The sequence below is a fragment of the Bradyrhizobium mercantei genome, from assembly GCF_001982635.1.
GTDB classification, from domain to species: Bacteria; Pseudomonadota; Alphaproteobacteria; order Rhizobiales; family Xanthobacteraceae; genus Bradyrhizobium; species Bradyrhizobium mercantei.
Map to the genome: position 1 here is coordinate 272184 of NZ_MKFI01000005.1, position 18752 is coordinate 290935.

At 67.8% G+C, this 18752-nt stretch carries 13 protein-coding genes; 3 read left to right on the top strand and 10 right to left on the bottom strand.

The annotated features are described in order from the left end of the window. Positions 1–27: 27 nt before the first annotated feature. Complete coding sequence (locus BI327_RS24020) at positions 28–768, top strand: metallophosphoesterase family protein (protein WP_076863593.1); 741 nt, start codon at positions 28–30, stop codon at positions 766–768. A gap of 187 nt (positions 769–955) precedes the next feature. Here BI327_RS24020 and trxA read toward each other — a convergent pair whose 3' ends face one another. The 4 genes from trxA to BI327_RS24040 form a co-directional block, all read right to left on the bottom strand. After that, positions 956–1276: a thioredoxin gene (trxA, locus tag BI327_RS24025; protein WP_016847387.1), complete on the bottom strand. Its 321-nt coding sequence runs from the start codon at positions 1274–1276 to the stop codon at positions 956–958. A 116-nt stretch (positions 1277–1392) separates the two neighbouring features. Then, positions 1393–4869: a double-strand break repair helicase AddA gene (gene addA / locus BI327_RS24030; protein WP_076863596.1), complete on the bottom strand. Its 3477-nt coding sequence runs from the start codon at positions 4867–4869 to the stop codon at positions 1393–1395. Then, the gene (addB, locus tag BI327_RS24035; RefSeq protein WP_076863597.1) at positions 4863–8009 is read right to left on the bottom strand and encodes a double-strand break repair protein AddB; all 3147 of its coding nucleotides are present in this window, start codon (positions 8007–8009) and stop codon (positions 4863–4865) included. The genes addA and addB overlap by 7 nt, the downstream gene beginning before the upstream one ends. A 79-nt stretch (positions 8010–8088) precedes the next feature. Further along, positions 8089–9009 carry a LysR family transcriptional regulator gene (locus BI327_RS24040; RefSeq protein ID WP_076863600.1) on the bottom strand — a complete coding sequence of 307 codons (921 nt, stop codon included), beginning with the start codon at positions 9007–9009 and terminating at the stop codon, positions 8089–8091. Positions 9010–9102: 93 nt separating this feature from the next. Here BI327_RS24040 and BI327_RS24045 point away from each other — a divergent pair, with 93 nt between their 5' ends. Further along, positions 9103–10026, top strand: a complete 924-nt coding sequence (locus BI327_RS24045; protein ID WP_245334917.1) for a hypothetical protein — start codon at positions 9103–9105, stop codon at positions 10024–10026. Beyond that, positions 10023–11036: a DUF2891 domain-containing protein gene (locus tag BI327_RS24050; RefSeq protein WP_076863603.1), complete on the top strand. Its 1014-nt coding sequence runs from the start codon at positions 10023–10025 to the stop codon at positions 11034–11036. The genes BI327_RS24045 and BI327_RS24050 overlap by 4 nt, the downstream gene beginning before the upstream one ends. Before the next feature lie 12 nt (positions 11037–11048). Here the strand turns inward: BI327_RS24050 and BI327_RS24055 are convergent, their stop codons facing one another. From BI327_RS24055 to coaBC, 6 genes are all read right to left on the bottom strand, one after another. Next, positions 11049–11771 (bottom strand): nucleotidyltransferase family protein, encoded by a 723-nt coding sequence (locus BI327_RS24055; protein WP_076864261.1) that lies wholly within the window; start codon positions 11769–11771, stop codon positions 11049–11051. Between the two features lie 116 nt (positions 11772–11887). Then, positions 11888–12208, bottom strand: coding sequence for a PilZ domain-containing protein (locus BI327_RS24060; protein WP_076863605.1), 321 nt, complete (start codon positions 12206–12208; stop codon positions 11888–11890). A gap of 87 nt (positions 12209–12295) precedes the next feature. Then, positions 12296–13819 carry a tRNA (adenosine(37)-N6)-threonylcarbamoyltransferase complex ATPase subunit type 1 TsaE gene (gene tsaE, locus BI327_RS24065; RefSeq protein WP_076863606.1) on the bottom strand — a complete coding sequence of 508 codons (1524 nt, stop codon included), beginning with the start codon at positions 13817–13819 and terminating at the stop codon, positions 12296–12298. Then, positions 13816–16326 (bottom strand): sensor histidine kinase, encoded by a 2511-nt coding sequence (locus tag BI327_RS24070; RefSeq protein ID WP_076863608.1) that lies wholly within the window; start codon positions 16324–16326, stop codon positions 13816–13818. Before BI327_RS24070 ends, tsaE begins: the two co-directional genes overlap by 4 nt. Before the next feature lie 488 nt (positions 16327–16814). Then, complete coding sequence (gene dut / locus BI327_RS24075) at positions 16815–17273, bottom strand: dUTP diphosphatase (RefSeq protein ID WP_076863609.1); 459 nt, start codon at positions 17271–17273, stop codon at positions 16815–16817. Continuing rightward, positions 17270–18694, bottom strand: coding sequence for a bifunctional phosphopantothenoylcysteine decarboxylase/phosphopantothenate--cysteine ligase CoaBC (coaBC, locus tag BI327_RS24080; protein ID WP_076863611.1), 1425 nt, complete (start codon positions 18692–18694; stop codon positions 17270–17272). Before coaBC ends, dut begins: the two co-directional genes overlap by 4 nt. Positions 18695–18752 lie beyond the last annotated feature (58 nt).

An 18752-nucleotide genomic window follows, 5' to 3' on the forward strand; every position in this document is an offset into this window, starting at 1 on the left:
CGGTGCGCATGAGGGAGGACGGAAATCATGCGTTTTGCTGCGATCGCCGACATCCACGGCAATCACCTCGCGCTCGAAGCCGTGCTCGCAGACATTCGCGCGCAGGACATTTCCGACATCGTCGATCTCGGCGACATGGTCAGCGGGCCGCTCGACGCGCGGCCGACGATCGACATGCTGATGGAGCTCGATGCGATCCATCTGCTCGGCAATCACGACCGCTATCTGATCGACCGCCCGCATGAGAAAATGGGCTCCTGGGAGCGCCGTACCTACACCGAGCTTGAGCCGCGGCATCTCGACTGGCTGCGCACGCTGCCGGCCAGTGCCGTCTATCGCGACCAGGTCTTCCTCTGCCACGCGACGCCGCAGGATGACGAGACCTACTGGCTCGACACCGTCCTGCCGGGCGGCGAGGTCGTGATGTCGTCGCAGGAATCGATCGAGGCGAGGGCGGCCGGCGTGACGCAATCGCTGATCCTCTGCGCGCATACCCACACGGCGCGCGCGGTGCGGCTTTCCGACGGCCGGCTGATCGTCAATCCCGGCAGCGTCGGCTCGCCGGGCTATCGCGCCGGCAAGCCGTATCCGCATGTCGTCGAGGCCGGCTCGCCCGATGCGCGCTACGCCATCCTCGAACGGGTTGGTGGCGATTGGGACGTCACCTTCCGCCACATCCCCTACGACCACGCGGCAATGGCCGCGCTGGCGCGCCAGCACGGCCAGGCCGAGCTCGCCTCGGCGCTGGCGACCGGATGGATCAGGTAATCCGTCCCAGCGAAGACTCGTCACACGCGGGCTTGACCCGCGTGTCCATCAATCTTCGCAAGAACGTTTTTCGAAAGTGGATGGATGGCCGGGTCAAGCCCGCCCATGACGAGTGGGGGCGATCCTGCGCAAACTAAACGGCCGGCTTGGCGCCGGCCGTTTCGCAAATCAGCTAATTCGAATCGGATCAGACCGCAGCGGTGATCCACTGCTGCAGCTTGGCCTTCGGCGCGGCGCCGACCTGACGCGATGCCATCTCACCGCCCTTGAAGATCATCAGGGTGGGGATCGACATCACGCCATACTTCGACGCGGTCTTCGGGCTCTCGTCGACGTTGAGCTTCACGATCTTGACCTTGTCGCCCATCGCGCCGGAAATCTCATCGAGAGCGGGCGCAATCATGCGGCAGGGGCCGCACCATTCGGCCCAGAAGTCGACGACCACCGGCCCGGTCGCCTTGAGCACTTCGGCTTCGAAATCGGCGTCAGAAACCTTGCCAACGGCCATGTGAGTACCTCGTTCGGTTGGGACAAAAGGGCGCGGTGGAGAATCGCGCCCGGGAGCATGGGGCAAACGTATGAACGCCCCCTTGCCGGGTCAAGCTCGCTCACGCCGACATGAACTTATGCCAGCCCGGCGTCCAGCGCGGAGGCGGAAATCTCCATCATTTCAGGGGTTTCGGTCCAGAGCAGGGCGGCGTGGATGATCCTTTGGGGATAAAGTTTTGCCAGCACCGCGCGGTACAGCGCGAGCTGCCGGATATAACTTTTGGGGGCCTCGGCGGCGTTCTTCGGCGGGGCGTGGTTGGTCTTGAAATCGACGATCAGGACCTCGTTCGCCGTCACCACCAGGCGGTCGATCTGGCCCGAGACCAGCGCCTTCGGCTGGCCTGGCCGCTCCAGCCGGCCCACGATCGAAACCTCGGCACGGCTGCCGGGGGCAAATACCGGCGCGAAGCGCAGATCGACGGTCAGGGCGACCACCTGCCGAGCCAGCGCCGCGCGCTCTTCCTCGCTCCAGCCATCGGCGTTACGCGCGAGATAGTCGAGCGCCGCGTTGAGCCGTCGTTCCAGCGTGATGTCGGGCAGCGATTGCAGCAGGCGATGCACCAGCGTGCCGCGTTGCAGGGCGCGGGCGCGCAGCAGCACCGATTCGCCTGATCGAATCGGATGGCGGTCGTCATCGGCCGGGTCGGACGGGCGCAGCACGCCCGCGGCGGCGGCTTCAGGCACGGCCGCCGTCCGCAGCCAGTCCGGCAACGCGACCGGCGCCACGGCCGCTGATGCCGCAGCGCCGGTGAGATCGGCAGCGTCGTCGGGCCGCGAATAGCGCATCACCTTGCCGGCCGGCGTCTCCTCTTCCTCGAGCCTGAGTCCGGAATTGGCGAGCCCCCTGGTGATCAGGTCGTACCAGGAGGATTTCCGCACCGTGTTCATGTTGCCGGGCATGCAGCCGGCGACGATCAGGCGGTCGGCGGCGCGGGTCATCGCGACATAGAGCAGGCGGCGATACTCGTCCTCGGTATCGCCGAGCATCGCCTTGCGCGCGTCGGCGACCGCAGGCGGATCCTCGGCCTTCTTGCCGGCCCACACCACGACGCCGGGCGCGTTCGGCGCGGCGTTGCCCTGCGGCAGATGGATCAGCCGCAGCCGCTGCGTGTCCGACGGCGAGGTCGTGGTGTCCACCAGGAACACCACCGAGGCCTCGAGGCCCTTGGCGCCGTGCACGGTCATCACGCGGACCTCGTCGCGCGAAATCTCCATGTCGCGCTTCACTTCGGTGTCGGCGGCGCGCAGCCAGGCCACGAAGCCCTGCAGCGAGGCCGGCGCCTTGCGCTCATAGCCGAGCGCGAGTTCGAGGAATTCGTCGAGCGCGTCGTTGGCCTCATGGCCGAGCCGGCGCAGGATCCGCGCCCGCCCGCCGTCACCGCCGAGCAGCCAGGCGTAGAACGCAAACGGCGTCTCCTGGGTGAAGCGCCGCTCGCACTGTTCCAGGCGGCGCAGCGCGGCCGAGAAACGTTCGTCGGTTGGCGCCTGCGCGGTCAGTGCCTCGCGCAGCGAGCCGCGGCGCTGGTACGCCAGCTTGAACAGATCGTCGTCGTCGAGGCCGAACAGCGGGCTCTTCAGCGCCACCGCGAGCGCGAGGTCGTCCTGCGGCAGCAGCAGGGCGTCGGCGAGGTTCATCAGGTCGATGATTGCGATGTGCTCGGTCAGCTTCAGCCGGTCGGCGCCGGCGACCGGAATGCCCGCGTGCTTCAGCGCCTGGATGACCGCGTCGAAGGCGTTGCCGCGCCGCCGCACCAGGATCAGCATGTCGCCGTAACGCAGCGGCCGCCGTCCGCCGGCGCTGCCGGTCATGGTGCCGCTAGAGACAAGGCGCTTGATCTCGGCCTGGATGCGCCGCGCCAGCTTCACCTCGGGGCTGGTCACCGAGACGCCGTCGAACGGCGCGCGCCAGCCTTCGATGTCCTGGCGATCGTCGGCGACGGCGAGATCCCACAGCTCGATCAGGCTGGGCCCGGCATCGGCCATCGCATTGTGGATCGGATAGCCGTTCTCGACCGCATGGATGCTGCGAAAGATCTCCTGCTCGCGGAACACATGGTCGACCGAATGCAGGATCACCGGCCCCGAGCGGAACGAATAGGTGAACGACACCGGATCGAATTTCAGCCCGGCTTCCTCGAACCGCCGCTTCAGCTCGCGCCGGCGCAAATCGAATTCGCGCGGCGCGGCGCCCTGGAACGAGAAGATCGACTGCTTCTCGTCGCCGACCGCGAACACCGTGCGGACCAGACCGTCACGCGCGCCGGCGCCCGAGGTGAATTCCGAGATGATGTGCGCGACGATGTCCCATTGCCGCGGGCTGGTGTCCTGCGCCTCGTCGATCAGCACATGATCGACGCCGCGGTCGAGCTTGTAATGCACCCAGCCGGAGGAGACGCGGTCGAGCATCGAAAGCGTCTTGTCGATCAAATCGTCATAGTCGAGCAGGCCGCGTTCCAGCTTCTCGCGCCGGTAGTGCGCGGCCGCCGCGGTCGCGATGTGGATCAGCGCCTCGGTGCGGTCGCGTGCGACCACGGCGCGGCGGCGCTCGATCAGGGGACCGAGCCGGTCGATCTCCGCCTCGAACCTGTTGCCTGCGACCGCATTCTTCTTGATGAAGTTGTTGGTGATGACGGACGCGCGCGGCGCGCGGTCATCGGTCAGGAACACGCCGAGATATTCGTCGACCTGGGCTGCACCGGTGAAGGTCAGCGCGGCCCGCAGCCGCTCGGCCTGCTTCTGATCCGCCTTGCTGCTGGTGTCGAGCAGCGTCGCCAACTCCTTCCAGCTCGATCGCGGCAGGTGCGGCCCGTCGACGATCTCGCGCTCGACATCCTCGATGCGATCTTCAGTGGAAACGCCGAGCGCGGTCGACATCTGCGCGGCGGCGGCCGCGGCGCTGCCCGCGGTATCGGTCCAGGCCATGAAGTGGTCGCGGCTGAGGCAGGCCTCGCGGACCACCTCCTTGAAGGTGACGTCGGCGGCGTTTGCCATCGCCGTCCGCAGCGCGCGGCCGATCGGACTGTCGGGAATCCGCGACGCCTCCAGGAACACGGCGAGATTGGCCCGTTCCATCATCTCGTTCTGGTCGCGGTCGTCGAGCACGGCAAAGCGCGCCGGCACGTTGGCCTCGAACGGAAACTGCTGCAGCAGGCGGGTGCACAGCGCGTGGATGGTCTGCACCTTCAACCCGCCGGGCGTCTCCAGCGCGCAGGCAAACAGTTTTCGAGCTTCCTTACGGAGCCTCGAATCCGGATGCGCAATGCCGGCCTCGCGGATCGCTGCGTTGAGCGCATCATCGTCGAGCGTCACCCAATGCCCGAGCGTCGTGAACACGCGCTCGGCCATGTTCGCCGCGGCGGCCTTGGTGAAGGTGATGCAGAGGATCTTTTCCGGCGGCACGCCCGACAGCAGCAGGCGGATCACGCGCTGCACCAGCACATGCGTCTTGCCCGAGCCGGCATTGGCCGACACGAAGGTCGACGCCTTCGGATCGGACGCGCGGGCCTGCGCGTCGCGCACCGCCGGCGGGATGGGACGGGGCGCTTTCACCATTCCTCGATCCCCAGGCCGCCGGCGGCGGACCATTCCTTGATCCGCGCGAGGTCGTCATAGGCGCCGTAGCGGTTCGCCCACATCGAAAGGTTCAGCGAGGTGTAGGCCTGGCTCTCGTCGTCGAAGGCGCGGATCAAGGCTTCCAGCTTGAGCCGCGCGGCGTCGGCGGCTTCATCGGGCGGCTGCGGCGTGTCGCTGGTCTTGATCTTCAGTTCCAGCGACCGCTGCTCGCCCGGTGGGTTGTTGCCGCTCAGCCTGACATAGACGAGGTCGCCGACCGAGCGTCCGGCCGGGATGTCGGCAAAACCGCCCTCGCGCAGGATCGCGGCTTCCAGCGTCAGCTGCGGCGACAGGCCCATGCGGACCTGCTTGCCGGTCGGCGGCTGGCCGGTCTTGTAGTCGAGGATCGCAAAGCTGCCGTCGTCGCGCCGCTCGATGCGATCGGCGCGCGCGGAGAGGGTGAAGGTCCTGGTATCGTCGAGCGGAATCCCGATCTCGCCGCGGATCTCGGCCTTGATCGAGTCAATAGTGCCGCGCCGGGCCTGCTCCCATTCGGCAAACCACGCCGCGATACGCTGGAAGCGCGGCCACCACAGCGCGCGCGCCTCGGGCCGCTCCATCAACGGCGCGAAATGCTTGGCCCCGATGTCGCGCAGCGCGCTCTTGATGTCGTCAGGCAGCGCGTCGGCATAGACCTGCGTGAATTCGCCGAGCGCTTCGTGGATTGCGGAGCCGCGATCGGCCGCCGACAGCGGCATGTCGACGGGATCGAGCGGATCGAGCTTCAGGATATAGCGCGCGTAGATCGTGTAGGGATCGCGCAGCCAGTCCTCGATCGCGGTGACCGACATTTTCAGCGGCCGCGCCTCGCGCGGCGGCCGCGGCTCCGGCTGCGGGATCGGCTCGACCTTGTCGGGGCGATCGAGCTCGGCGGCATATTGCACGTAAGTTTCGCCGGCCGAGGTCGCGGCCTTCCAGCGCGCGGCGCCTGCGACCGCTTCGAGCCGGTGCAGGAAGCGCGAGGCGACCGCCGGCGCGCCGCCGACTTTTGCGGCATGGGTGAGGATCACCTCGTTCTGGCCGAGCAGCTGGGCAAAGTCGTGGGCGGACAGGCCGATGCGTCGCTCCGGGAGATCGAGCCCGAGCTCGTGCCGCATCGGCCGGCTCAGCCAGGGATCGATCCGCGGCGCCGGCGGCCAGACGCCCTCGACCAGGCCGCCGAGGATGACGCGATCGGATTCGGTCAGACGGGCTTCGAGCTGGCCGAAGATGTTGAGCTGTGCGCGCGCCGATTCCGGCCGCCGCACCATGCGGTCGGCGAATGCGGTCTGGAACACCTCGGGATAATCCGACAGCGGCGTCATCAGCCCGCTCGGCTGCTGCTTGGCGAGCAGCTCGTCGAAGGCCGACGCCAGCGAGGCACCGGCGCGCTCCTCGAACACGATGGCGACGCCGTTCTGATTGGCCGACAGCGCGATCAGCGCCTCGCGGTGGCGTGCGGCGAGCTCAGCGAAATCATAGGGCTTTGACGACGCCACGCCTTCGAGCGGCGCCAGCGCCGCCTGCAATTTCGCGATCAGGCCCTCGGCCTGGTTGAGCTCGTTATCGCGCAGCCGGGCGCGCGGCTCCATGGCGTGCAGCGACGAGGTCTCGCCGCCATGCAGCTTGACGAGTTCGGCGCGGAAGCGCGCGAAGTCGCGGGCGAGGCCGCCGGTTCCGGCTTGCGGCCGTGTCCCGCGCAGCAGCGCGATCTCCAGCACCTCGATCGCACGCTTCAGCGCGCCATGCGCGCCGCTGAGCCGGAACAGCGGATGCTTGAGCAGGGCGAGCAATGTCGGCGGCTCCAGCCCGCTGGCCGCGGCCTCCGCGGTGAGGCGGGCGAACACGCCGGGTGGCGTTTCGATCAGGGCGTCGCCGCCGGAATCGTCGAATTCCAGTTGCCAGCGCGTCAGCGAGGCCATCACCCGGCGCGCCAGCGCGCGATCCGGCGTCACCAGCGCGGCCGATTTGCCGAGATGCCGCGCCTCGCGCATCGCGACCGCGATCGCCAGCGCCTCCATCTCCGGATTGGGCGCCTCGACCACGGTGAGGTTGCTCATCCCGGCGGAAATCCGCGCCACGATCTCGGGCCGTTCCAGCCGGTCATGCCACTGCGCGGTCGCGGTCGAGGGGCGCATGGTCTCCGACACCAGCACCTCGCGGCCGAGCGGCGCCGGCTCGGCAAGGCTCTCGACGTCGCGGCGCTTGATGCCGAAGCGGTCGAGCAGCGCGTGCATCGCGAATTGCGGATGGTTCGACGAGGGCGGCGTGGTGAAGCGGCCATCGTCGCCGCGCTCGCCGCCGATTGTCTCCCAGCTCTCCTCGTCGAGATCGGTGTCGAGCCCGGGCAGCACCACGGCGCCGTTCGGCAGCTTCGCCACCGCGTGCAGGAATTTCGCCGTCGCCGGCATCGAGCCGGTCGAACCGGCGGCGATCACCGGGCCCGTGGGGTGCGAAGTCAGCCGCGCCGCCTCCGCCTCGATCAGCAGATCGCGCCGCGCGGCCGGCTCGATCCGGCCGATCTCCTTGAGGTAGTTCGGCCAGGCGTCGCGCGCGATGCGCAGGAAGTCGAGCGAGTGCTGCCAGTATTTGTCGAGCTGGTCCGGAACCAGGCGGTCGAGCGCGCGCCAGTCGACGCCGCGCGTCACCATGTCGTCCATCAGCCGCGCCAGATCGCCCGCGAGCTGCAAGGTCGAGGCCGGGCCGCCGACCACCAGCGGCGCCGATACCGGCGTCTTGGCCCAGGCCGCGACCAGATGCGCCAAGGTCAGCCGGCGCTCGAGTTCGCCGAGCCGGGGCGGGATCTCCAGCGGCGCGGCGCCGCCGACGTCGTCGCCCTGGTCGGCGAAGGCGAGCTCGTCCTCGTCGATCTCGCCGAGGGCTACGATGCGCGGCAGCACCGCGGCGTCGGAATCGAGCACGTCGAGGAAGATTTCGCGCGCCAGCCGCCCGGCGCGGCGGGTCGGCAGATACAGCGTGGCGTTGGCGAGCTTCGCCGGATCGTTGCGCGCCTCGAACCCCGGGACCAGCCGGCCGTCGACCAGCGCCGCAATCACGGTGCGCAGGAACGGCGCGGAGACGGGAACGCTGAAGACGCGCATGGGCTGCCTTGTTCGAATCAGGCGCCAATATAGGAAGCCGCGGCCATCGTTAGCCACCCCTGCCGGTCAGGCACATCGTTCAATGCCGCAGCCGGGCGGCGCAGCGATCGACGGCATCCAGGAACCAGCGCAGCGCCGGATCCTGGGCGGCGCGGCTTGTATGGATCAGGTCGATCGCGAAGGCGGGGATCTCGATCGGCGGCGCGGCGACGGCAATCTCGGCCAGATGCGTGAAGCACCGGGCGACGCGCTCGGACATGGTGGCGATGAGGTCGGTGCCGGCCACGGCGAAAGGAACGGCCACCACATGCGCAAGCGTCACCGCCACGCGCCGCTTCAATCCATGGCGCGCCAGCAGCGCGTCGATCACGCTGGGCAAGCCGTCGCCGCCGGCCGCCGAGAACAGCGCGTGCGGCAGCGTCGCATAGTCTTCCAGGCTCAAGCGTGCAGATCGGCTCGCGCGCGCGGAGTCGCGGATGCAGACGAAGCGCTCTTCGAACAGCCGGTGCCGGACGCAGCGGGGCGAGTCGGGCAGATGGCCGCCGATCAGCGCATCGAGTTCGCCACGCTCGAGTTTTGCAAGCGCCATCGTCGTTTCAATCAGTGGGCGCACGGCGAGGTCGATGCCGGGCGCCTCGATGCGCAGCAGGCGCGTCAGTTCCGGCACCAGGACGAGATCGCCATAGTCGGTCGCCGCGATGGTGATGCGCCGTCGCGCGGTGGCCGCATCGAAGCCTTCGTCGGGCGCCAACGCGCCCCGGATCTGGCGCAGCGCTTCGCCGATCGGTCCGGCCAGCGCCAGCGCCTTTTCGGTCGGCTGCATGCCGGCACCGGCGCGCAGGAACAATTCGTCCGCAAACAGCGCGCGCAGTCGCCGCAACGCGCTGCTCATGGAGGGCTGCGCCAGCCCGATCCGCTCGGCCGCGCGGGTAACGTGGCGCTCCTCCATCAGCGCCTCGAAGGCGACCAGCAGGTTGAGATCGACGGAAGCTAAATTCATTACGACAATAATGGCTATATCAATAATCGATTTCAATAATGATCTGCCCGGACCTATGCTCGCTGGCAGGACATGACGACGGGACCCAGAGATTTGGCGCGATTTGCGAGGCTGGTGCCGCGGGGACCGACATTGCTGATCATCGGCGTGCTGGCAGGGCTGGCTTTCCCTGCGCTGGCGGATGGCGTGCGTCCGCTGATGGCGGCGGCGATCTTCGTTCTGGTGCTCGGCACCTTCCTCCAGGTCGACGGCGCCGCGTTCCGGCGCGCGTTGCGGCGGCCGCTGGTCTGGCTGCTGTTGCCGGCGCTGGCGATGCTGGTCTGTCCGCTCGCGGCCGGCTTCGCGGCGCGCGGAGCCGGATTCCGGCCGGAGCTGATCGTCGCGCTGGTGCTGTCGGTCTGCGCACCGCCGTCGAGCGGCACCGCAGCGGTCGCGCGCATGCTCGGTTTCGACGCGACCATTCCGCTGGCGGTGACGCTGCTGTCGATGGCGCTGGCGCCGGTCACGGTGCCGCTGATCGCGGCGGGATTTGCCGGTCTTGCGCTCGATCCGCTGGCGCTTGCGACGCGATTGGCGCTGCTGGTCGGCGGCGCCGGCGCGCTGGCATTGCTGCTGCGCCGTCAAGCCGCGGCACAATTGGTGCGGCATTCCCGTATCATCGATGCCGTCGTGCTCGGCTCGCTGTTGCTGTTCGCAATTGCCGCCATGGCCGGGGTGCGGGCGCAGATCGAGACGCAGCCGAGTGACGCGGCGACCTGTGTCGGGCTTGCCTTCGCCTGCAATCTCGCTTTGCAAGCGCTTGGCGCGCTGCTCACGCCGGGCAATCTGGCGGCGCGATTGACCGGCGGTCTCGTTGTCGGCAACCGCAATGTCGGACTGGTCTGGTCGGCGATGGGCGCGGCTGTGTCGCCGATGACGGCGCTGTTCTTCGCGGCCACGCAGTTTCCGATCTATATGACGCCGCGGCTGATCGAGCTGCTGGTTCGCCGCGCGCGAAAGGAGAAGTCCTCACCATGAGCGAGATGATCCTGACCGAAGACCTCGCCGTCCGCTTCGCCCGCATCGCGCTCGGCCATGTCACGCGCGAGTATCCGAACAAGCCGGATCACGTGCTGGCAGGGCCGCAGGATGCGCGCACGCCGCGTGAGCTGCATCCGGTGTTCTTCGGCAGCTACGACTGGCACTCCTGCGTCCACAGCTACTGGATGCTCGCCCGGCTGCTGCGCCGCTATCCGGCATCCGAAGCGGCGGATGAGATCCGCGCCTTGTTCGATGCGCAGTTCGTTGCCGAAAAATTCGCGGCCAAATGCGCCTATCTCGCGGCCCCGACCGCGCGCGGCTTCAAGCGGCCTTACGGCTGGGGCTGGCTGTTGAAGCTCGCGGCGGAGCTCTCATTCCTCGCCAACCTCAGTTGGCGCGACCGCATCGCGCCGCTCGCCGGGATCTTCGCGCAGCGCTTCCGCGATTTCCTGCCGCTCGCCACCTATCCGGTGCGGGTCGGCACGCATTTCAACACTGCGTTCGGGCTTCGCATGGCCGCCGACTATGCCACAGCAACGCACGACGAAGCACTTGCCGCGCTGCTGCGCGACACCGCGCTGCGCTGGTACGGCGCCGATCAGGATTGTCCCGCATGGGGTGAGCCGAGCGGCGACGACTTCCAGTCCTCGGCGCTGATCGAGGCGGAATGCATGCGGCGGCTGCTGCCGCCCGGCGGCTTCCAGCCCTGGTTCGACCGCTTCCTGCCGCGGCTCGCGCAACGCGAACCGGCGACGCTGTTTCGGCCTGCCACGGTCACTGATCGCAGCGACGGCAAGCTCGCACATCTCGATGGGCTCAATCTCAGCCGCGCCTGGTGCTGGCGCGCGCTGGCCGCTGCATTGCCGGAAGCCGATGCGCGTCGGCCGATCCTGCTCGATGTCGCGCGACGCCATCTCGACGCCGGCCTGCCGTATATCGCCGGCGACTATATGGGCGAGCACTGGCTCGCGAGCTTCGCGGTTCTTGCGATCGACGCCGATGATTGACGAAAGCGTCGCTTAAGCGACGCTTTCCAGGTAGGCGTCTTCCGCGGCCTGGATCGCGTCGGGGGTGCCGACATGCATCCAGACGCCGTCGAGCCGCAGGCCGAACAGCCGCTCCTGATCGTTGGCGCGATCGAACATCTTGGTCAGCGAGAACTCGCCGGCCGGAGCGTCCGCGAACAGCGAGGGCGACATGATCGCGGCGCCGGCATAGACGAACGGCACCACCTGATTTTCCCGCCGCTTGCGCAGTGCGCCGTCCGGCAGCATCGAATAGTCGCCGCGGCCGCTATAGCCGATGCTCGAGGCGGTCGGCGCCATCAACAGCAAAATATCCATCCGCGCGGGATCGAAGGCTTCCGCCAGCCGCGCCAGATTGGAGCGCACGCCGTCGATCCACATCGTGTCGGCGTTGAGATGGAAGAACGGCGCATCGCCGAGCAGCGGCAGCGCCTTCACGACCGCGCCGCCGGTGCCGAGCACCTGGTCGCGTTCATCGGAGATGATCACGCGGGGGCGGCTGCGGGGCTTGACGTGCTCGATGATCTGGTCGGGCAAATAGTGTACGTTGACGACGGCCTCGGTGACGCCGGCGCCGGCGAGCTTGTCGAGCACATGGTCGAGCAGCGGCTGGCCGGCGACGCTGACCAGCGGCTTCGGCATCGTGTTGGTCAGGGGGCGCATGCGCACGCCGAGACCCGCAGCAAGCACCATGGCCTTATGGGGAGTGACGGGCATTTTCCGGATATTCTCGGTCATCATCTCTCATGCGCCGATCATATCACGGCGATTCGGCAAGCACATCAATCAGACGCCATAGTCACGAGACATGACGGCCGTAAGACGGCAACAGCCTAGACGTCGGCAGCCTGCGCGCCGCGTTTGGCAGTTTTCTTCTTCTTGTCGCCTTGTTTGAGGAAGTTGACGCCGATCTGGTCGCCATTGACCCATGCCAGCTCGCAGCGGCGATAGGCCAATCCTGTGGACGACAGCAGCAGAAAAAACTCCTTCAGGTTCAGGCCCTCGACCGAGCCGTCGACGGTGAGCTTGGCGCCCGTCTCCGACACGTCTTCCATGGTGCAGTCACGCCGCCAGGTGCCGTCGATGCCCATCATGTGCGCCGCTATGCCGCGCTCAAACGTGACACGATCGCCCCTGCGTCGTTCCGTCCCCATCGTGTGGTCCTGCTCCCGATCCGGCCGCGCCATGGATGAGGTGCGGACTCAGCGAGCTTAGGGGACCCAAGGCTAATAACCCGTAAACTAAGGTACTGGGGGAGGGACGTTGGCTGTGTACCAGATGCGGAAAGTCGTCAGCGCCGGATGGGCGAGCGACCGTTCGAGATAGGTCCAGATCCGCGGCTGATGCTTGAGATATTGCGGCTTGCCGTCGCGGCGGTTGAGTCGCGCAAAGGTGCCGAGCAGGCGGGTATTTCGCTGCGCCGACATGATCGCATAGAGCTCGGCGAAGCCGGCCGGATCGAAGTTCTCGTCTGTGGCGCGCCGCGCCTTGATGTAGCGGGTCAACAGCGACAGTTCGAGCTGCTCGGGCACATCGATCCGCGCATCCTGCAGCAGCGACACCACGTCATAGGCCGCGGGGCCGAGCAGCGCGTCCTGGAAGTCGATGATGCCGACGCGCAGGATACCGGTGCGCTCGGCAAGCCAGATGATGTTGGGCGAATGGAAGTCGCGGATCACCCAGGTCTGCGGTGCCGCAGCGGGCTTTTCCAGAAGCCCGCGCCACATCCCGAGGAATTCGCTGCGGATCTCCTCGCTCGGCTGCACGTCGCGGTCGGGCAGATACCATTCCAGCATCAGCCCGATCTCGATCAGCCAGGCGTCGATGTCGAATACGGGGATGTCGTAGCTCTCGTCTGCCGTCAGCGGCAGCGTGTCGGGCAGCGCCTCGCGATGCAGCGCCGCCAGCATGTCGACGGCAGCTTCGTAACGCTCGGCGATCGGCTGCGGCGGATCGCCCTCGATGACGCCTTCGGCGCCGAGATCCTCGGTGATGAGGAAGCCGGATTCGAGATCGGTGTGCCGGATCGCGGGTGCGGAGAAGCCCTGCTTGCGCAGACCGTTTCCGATCGCGACGAAAGGTCTCACATCTTCGGCGAGATGCACCGCCGCGCTGTAGGACCGGCCATTGTAGATCGCCGGACCGTCGGGTCGGCGCGGCGAGTTCATCAGGATCACGGTGCCGTCGTCGTTGCGCAGCCGCGCATAGGAGCGCGTCGAGGCGTCTCCCGGCATGCGCTCGCGCCGGGCATGGAGGAAGCCCGCACGCTCCAGGAACTGGCGCAGTTCGTTGAGCCGCGCGACCTTCGCCGCGGCCTTGCCATAGCCGGTGATCTCGGCCGCGCGGGCGGCCGATCCCAGCGCCGGACGATGGCTGAAGGCGATGTCGATGCGGTCAGCGGGCATCGCGTCGGGCGCGCGTTCCGGCCACTCGATCAGCGCCACGACGTCGTCGGGCAGCGGCGACAGCCCGATCTCCTCCAGCTCGCTGGCATCGTTGATGCGGTAGAGGTCGGCATGAACCAGCGGAAACGACGGCAGCTCGTAGCTCTGCGCCAGCGTGAAGGTCGGGCTCGGCACTTCCAGCGTATCGTCGGCGGCGAGGTAGCGGATCAGCGCGCGGGCGGCCGCGGTCTTGCCGGCGCCGAGGTCGCCGGACAGCGTGATGACGTCGCCGGCGCCGATCAGGAGCGCGAGGTCGGCCATCAGCTCTGACGTCGCGGTCTCGTTCGCGAGCGCCACCGAGAATGTCGAGCTCGCCGTCATTCCGCGGCGTTGCGATGTGCGCTTTGGTCGATCGGGAAGTCGCAGGTCACGGTCGTGCCGCGGCCTACGGTCGAATCGACCCGCACCCGTCCGCCATGCAGTTCGACGAAGGAGCGGACCAGCGACAGGCCGAGCCCGGCGCCGCGATGCCGCGAGCCATGGGAATGGCTCTCGAACCAGTTGAACACCTTGTCGCGCATCTCGGCCGGAATCCCGGGACCGGCGTCGGTCACCGCGAACACCACGCTGTGCTCGGTGCGGTGCGCACTGATCGTGACGGTGGCGTCATGCGGCGAGAAGCCGACCGCGTTGGCGAGCAGATTGTAGAGCACCTGCACGACGCGCCGCTCGTCGCCGACAAAGGCGCCGATATTGGGCTCGATATCGACTTTCAGCGTGATGCGGTCGGTCGCGAGACGATCCTGGATGCCTTCGGCGGCGGCCTCGATCGCCTGGCCGATATTGACCGGACCGAGCTCGAGCTTCATCGCGCCGGCATCGATGGTGGCGAGGTCGAGAATGTTGTTGGTCAGCGCCAGCAGCGCGTTGGTCGATTTGGTGACGTAGTCGAGATACTCGGCCTGCTTTGGCGTCAGCGGCCCGGTCGAGGGATCGCTGAGGAAGTGCGCGAAGCCGATGATGGTGGTCAGCGGCGCGCGCAGTTCGTAGGAGACGTGGTGGACGAAATCCACCTTCATCTGGTCGGCGGTTTCCAGCGCCTCGTTGCGCTCGCGCAGCGCCCGCTCGACATTCTCGGTGTCGGTGATGTCCTGGAACGCGAGCAGGGTCTTGCCGTCGGGCAGCGGGATGGTCATGCAGTTCAGCACGCTGCCGTCCTTGCGCTCGAGCTTCAGCGCGACCTGGGCGCGGTTCTCGATCGCGGTGATCGATTCGCGCAGCGTCCGCCAGGTCAGCGCGTCGTCGAACAGCGGCCGGCACAGCGCTTCCACCTGCTCGATATGCGGTTCGCCCTGCAGCGCGTCGGCCGGCAGCTTCCACATCTTGGCGAAGGGCGGGTTGAACAGTTCGGCGCGGCCGTTGCTGCCGAACACCGCGACCGCTTCGCCCAGATTGTCGAGGGTCTCGCGCTGCACCCGCGTCAGGCGGTCATAGCGGCGCGCGAGGTCGAGGCTCTCGGTGACGTTGTCGAACAGATAGGTGACGCCGCCTTCGAGGTTCGGCGTGGTGACGACGCTGATGGCGCGGCCGTCGGGCAGGAACCAGGTGTAGGTCTCGGACTCGACCGCGCGATAGGCCTCGTGCAGCTTGGCCTTCCAGGCGCGGAAGTCCGGCTGCTCGGGCAGCTTGCGGTTGGCGCGCAGCCGGTCGAGCACGCTGGAATCGTCGGGATTGCTGTCAAGGAAGGCCTGGTCGAGTCCCCACAGCCGCCGGTAGGATTCGTTGTAGAAGGTGAGCCGCCGGTCGGCATCGAACACCGCGACACCGGAGGATAATTGGTCGAGGGTGCGCCGGTGCGCTTCGACCATCCGCGCGATTGCCGCGCGCAGCGCCGCGGCCTCGCTGGCGTCGATCGCGATCCCAGCGCTGCCGCCGGTGAGCTTCAGCGCCTGGACGTCGTAGATCCGCCGCTCGCCGCTGACCACGATCGGCAGCCGTGCGGCGTAGTTCGCGTTGTCGTTCAGGGCGCGGGTCAATTCGGTGCGCTGGTCGCTTTCGAGCAGCTCGAGATTGCGCTGGAGTGCATCCGACACGCTCTTGCCCTCGGTGGCGCGGACATAGGCCGCGTTGGCATAGCGCAAATTGCCCTCGAGGCTCTTGGCCCAGATCGGCCAGGGGGCGGCGGCGGCGAAATCGCGCAGCAGTTCGGTCTCTTCCTGCAGCGTCTTGTAGCGCAGGTTGGATTCGGCGAGCTCGCGGCGCAGGCCGCCGAGCTCGCGGATCCGCACGATGGCTTGTCCCCCGATCGCGCGGCCCATCGCCTCGATGGCGCGGCCGGCCGAGGTCGAGAGGTTGAGCAGGAACGCCTCGCCCTTCTCGCGCAGCGCGTCGACGGCATGGTCCATCTGCAGCGCCGGCTCGGGCGGCAGCCAGGTTCCGAAGGCGAGGATGCGTTGCGGCGAGCTCTCCTGCGACATCACCAGCGAGATGTCGCCCGAGATCTGCGGCCGGTTGTCGCCGGCGGCCCAGGAGATCAGGACCTGCGGCTCGACGAACAGCAGCGCGCGCAGCCGGTCCGATTGCGCCTGCAGGTCCGATATCTCGGACTGCAACTGCTCCTCGTTGCGGGTCGCGCGCAGGCGGGTGCGCATCAACAGGATCGCGGCCACGGCCGAGAAGCCGACCAGAGCGAACGACGTCGCGAGAACCGCGACCTCCTGATGATTGAAGCCGAAATGATCTGACATCGCCTGGGCGACCAGGCTCTCCGCCGCGAACGAGGTGCGGGCCGGCAGCAATGCTGACATGGCGAGCCCAATCATGCCGTCGCGCGCCAGTGAGGTGCATGACAGCAGGGTTCGACGCATTGCCGCGACTACGCCCGACATATGTTGCCCCAGAACGCACAAACCTTAAGGCATGATCCGGAAAAGAGGAGACCGGTGTTCCCTCACGGCAAACGTTTCGCGTTTGTCCGTGGATCATGCCCAAGCAGGACCCGACAGCCCGACGAAGACCCCCGTCGCGCTCGAATCAAAACAGAATAATCCCAACGGGACTCGGCGAGTAAGAGTCCAGACCGTGAACGCAGAATCCGCTGTGAAAAAATGCCGCCGGTGGTGTGGATTTTACGCGAATTGTGCGGGGCGTGCGCGCGAAGCGTGATCTCCCGGAGCCGTCCGCACACTTCTCTAGCCGCGAAGGCGCTGAGCTCCCTCTCCCCGTTCTTACGGGGAGAGGGCTGGGGTGAGGGGCTGTCTCAGCGGATACGTTTGATAGCTGTGTTCGCGGAGACTCCCCCTCACCCGGAACGCATCTGACGATGCGTTCCGACCTCTCCCCGCACGCGGGGCGAGGTGAAGTGGTTCCGGCTGCGCTAGCGGCCGGTCGAGCCGAAGCCGCCGCTGCCGCGATCGGTTGGCGACAGCACGTCGACCGGAACCAGCTCGGCGCGGGTGACCGGCGCGATCACCATCTGCGCGATGCGCTCGCCGCGCCGGATCGAGAACACCTCGTGGCCGTGATTGATCAGCAGCACGTTGATCTCGCCGCGGTAGTCGGCATCGATCGTGCCGGGCGAGTTCAGCACCGTGACGCCGTATTTGGCGGCGAGGCCGGACCGCGGCCGGATCTGCGCCTCGTAGCCCGGCGGCAGCGCGATCGTCAGCCCGGTCGGAACCATCTCGTAGCGGCCCGGCAGCAGCAGCAGCGGCGCCGACCGCGGCACCGCGGCCAACAGGTCGAGGCCGGCTGCGTCGGCGGTCTGGTAGATCGGCAGCAGGAGGTCTGCGCCGTGCGGCAATTGGTGGACTTCGACCTTGATGGTGGCACTCACGATGCGGTTCCTACGGCTCTGGCGATCCGCGACACCAGCGCGGTCGCGACTTCTTCCTTGGTCATGACCGGCCAGGAGTCGACGGTGACCTCCTTGCCCTCGCGCGACAGCAGGTGAACGGTGTTGCGGTCGCCGCCCATCACGCCGGTCGCCGGCGAGACGTCGTTGGCGACGATCCAGTCGCAGCCCTTGCGCGCGAATTTCGCCTTGGCGTTCTCGATCAGGTGCTCGGTCTCGGCGGCAAAGCCGATCACCAGCGGCGGCCGCTTCTCCTTCAGCCTGGAAATGGTCGCGAGGATGTCGGGGTTCTCGACCAGTTGCAGCGGCGGCATCCCGGCCGCGGTCTTCTTCAGCTTCTGGCTGCCTTCGCTGGCGACCCGCCAGTCGGCGACCGCGGCGGCAAAGATCGCGACGTCGACCGGCAGCGCCGCCTCGACCCGGTGCAGCATGTCGCGCGCGGATTCGACGCGCATCACCGAGATGCCCTGGGGATCGCCGAGCTCGACCGGGCCGGTCACCAGCACCACCTCGGCGCCGGCGGCGCGCGCGGCGGCGGCGATCGCAAAGCCCTGCTTGCCGGACGAACGGTTGGCGATATAGCGAACCGGATCGATCGCCTCATGGGTCGGCCCGGCGGTGATCAGCACGCGCTTGCCGGCGAGCGGGCGCGGCAGCAGTGGCCGCAGCATGCGATCGGCGGCGGCGGCGATCTCGACAGGCTCGGCCATCCGCCCGATGCCGGCCTCGCCGGCTTCCGCCATCTCGCCCGCATTGGGGCCGACGGTATGGACACCGTCGCGGCGGAGCTGCAGCACGTTGCGGCGGGTGGCCGGGTTGTTCCACATCAAGGGATTCATCGCCGGCGCCAGCAGGATCGGCCGGTTGGCCGCCAGCAGCGTGGCGGTGGCGAGATCGTCGGCATGGCCCTGCGCCATCTTGGCCATCAGGTCGGCGGTGGCCGGCGCCACCACGATCAGGTCGCAGTCCCGCGCCAGGCGGATATGACCGGCGTCGAACTCGCTCTCGGCGTCGAACAGGTCGGTGTAGACGCGCTCATGCGACAGCGCGCTGGCGGCGAGCGGGGTGACGAATTGCTGGGCCGCCCTGGTCAGCACGCAGCGGACCTGGATGTGCCGCTCCTTGAGCCGCCGGATCAGATCCAGCGCCTTGTACGCGGCGATCCCGCCGCCGATGATCAGGGTGATCCGGGGCTCGCTGGCCACGCTGGCGGCCCGCGGAACAGGGGCAGTCACTGTCACGGAACCAGCGGCGGGCGTCTCCGTGGGCTCCGGACCGCCCTCTGCAAGGTCCCGGAGGATCACCCGGATCTCCTCCTCGACCGAGCGCCCGTTCCTGGCGGAACGCAGCCGCAGATAGGCCTTCAGGGTGTCGTCGAGTTTGCGGATGGTCAGGCTGGCCATGGCGTGCCCTCAAGGCATGATCCGGAAAAGTGCGAAGCGGTTTTCCGAGAAAGATCAT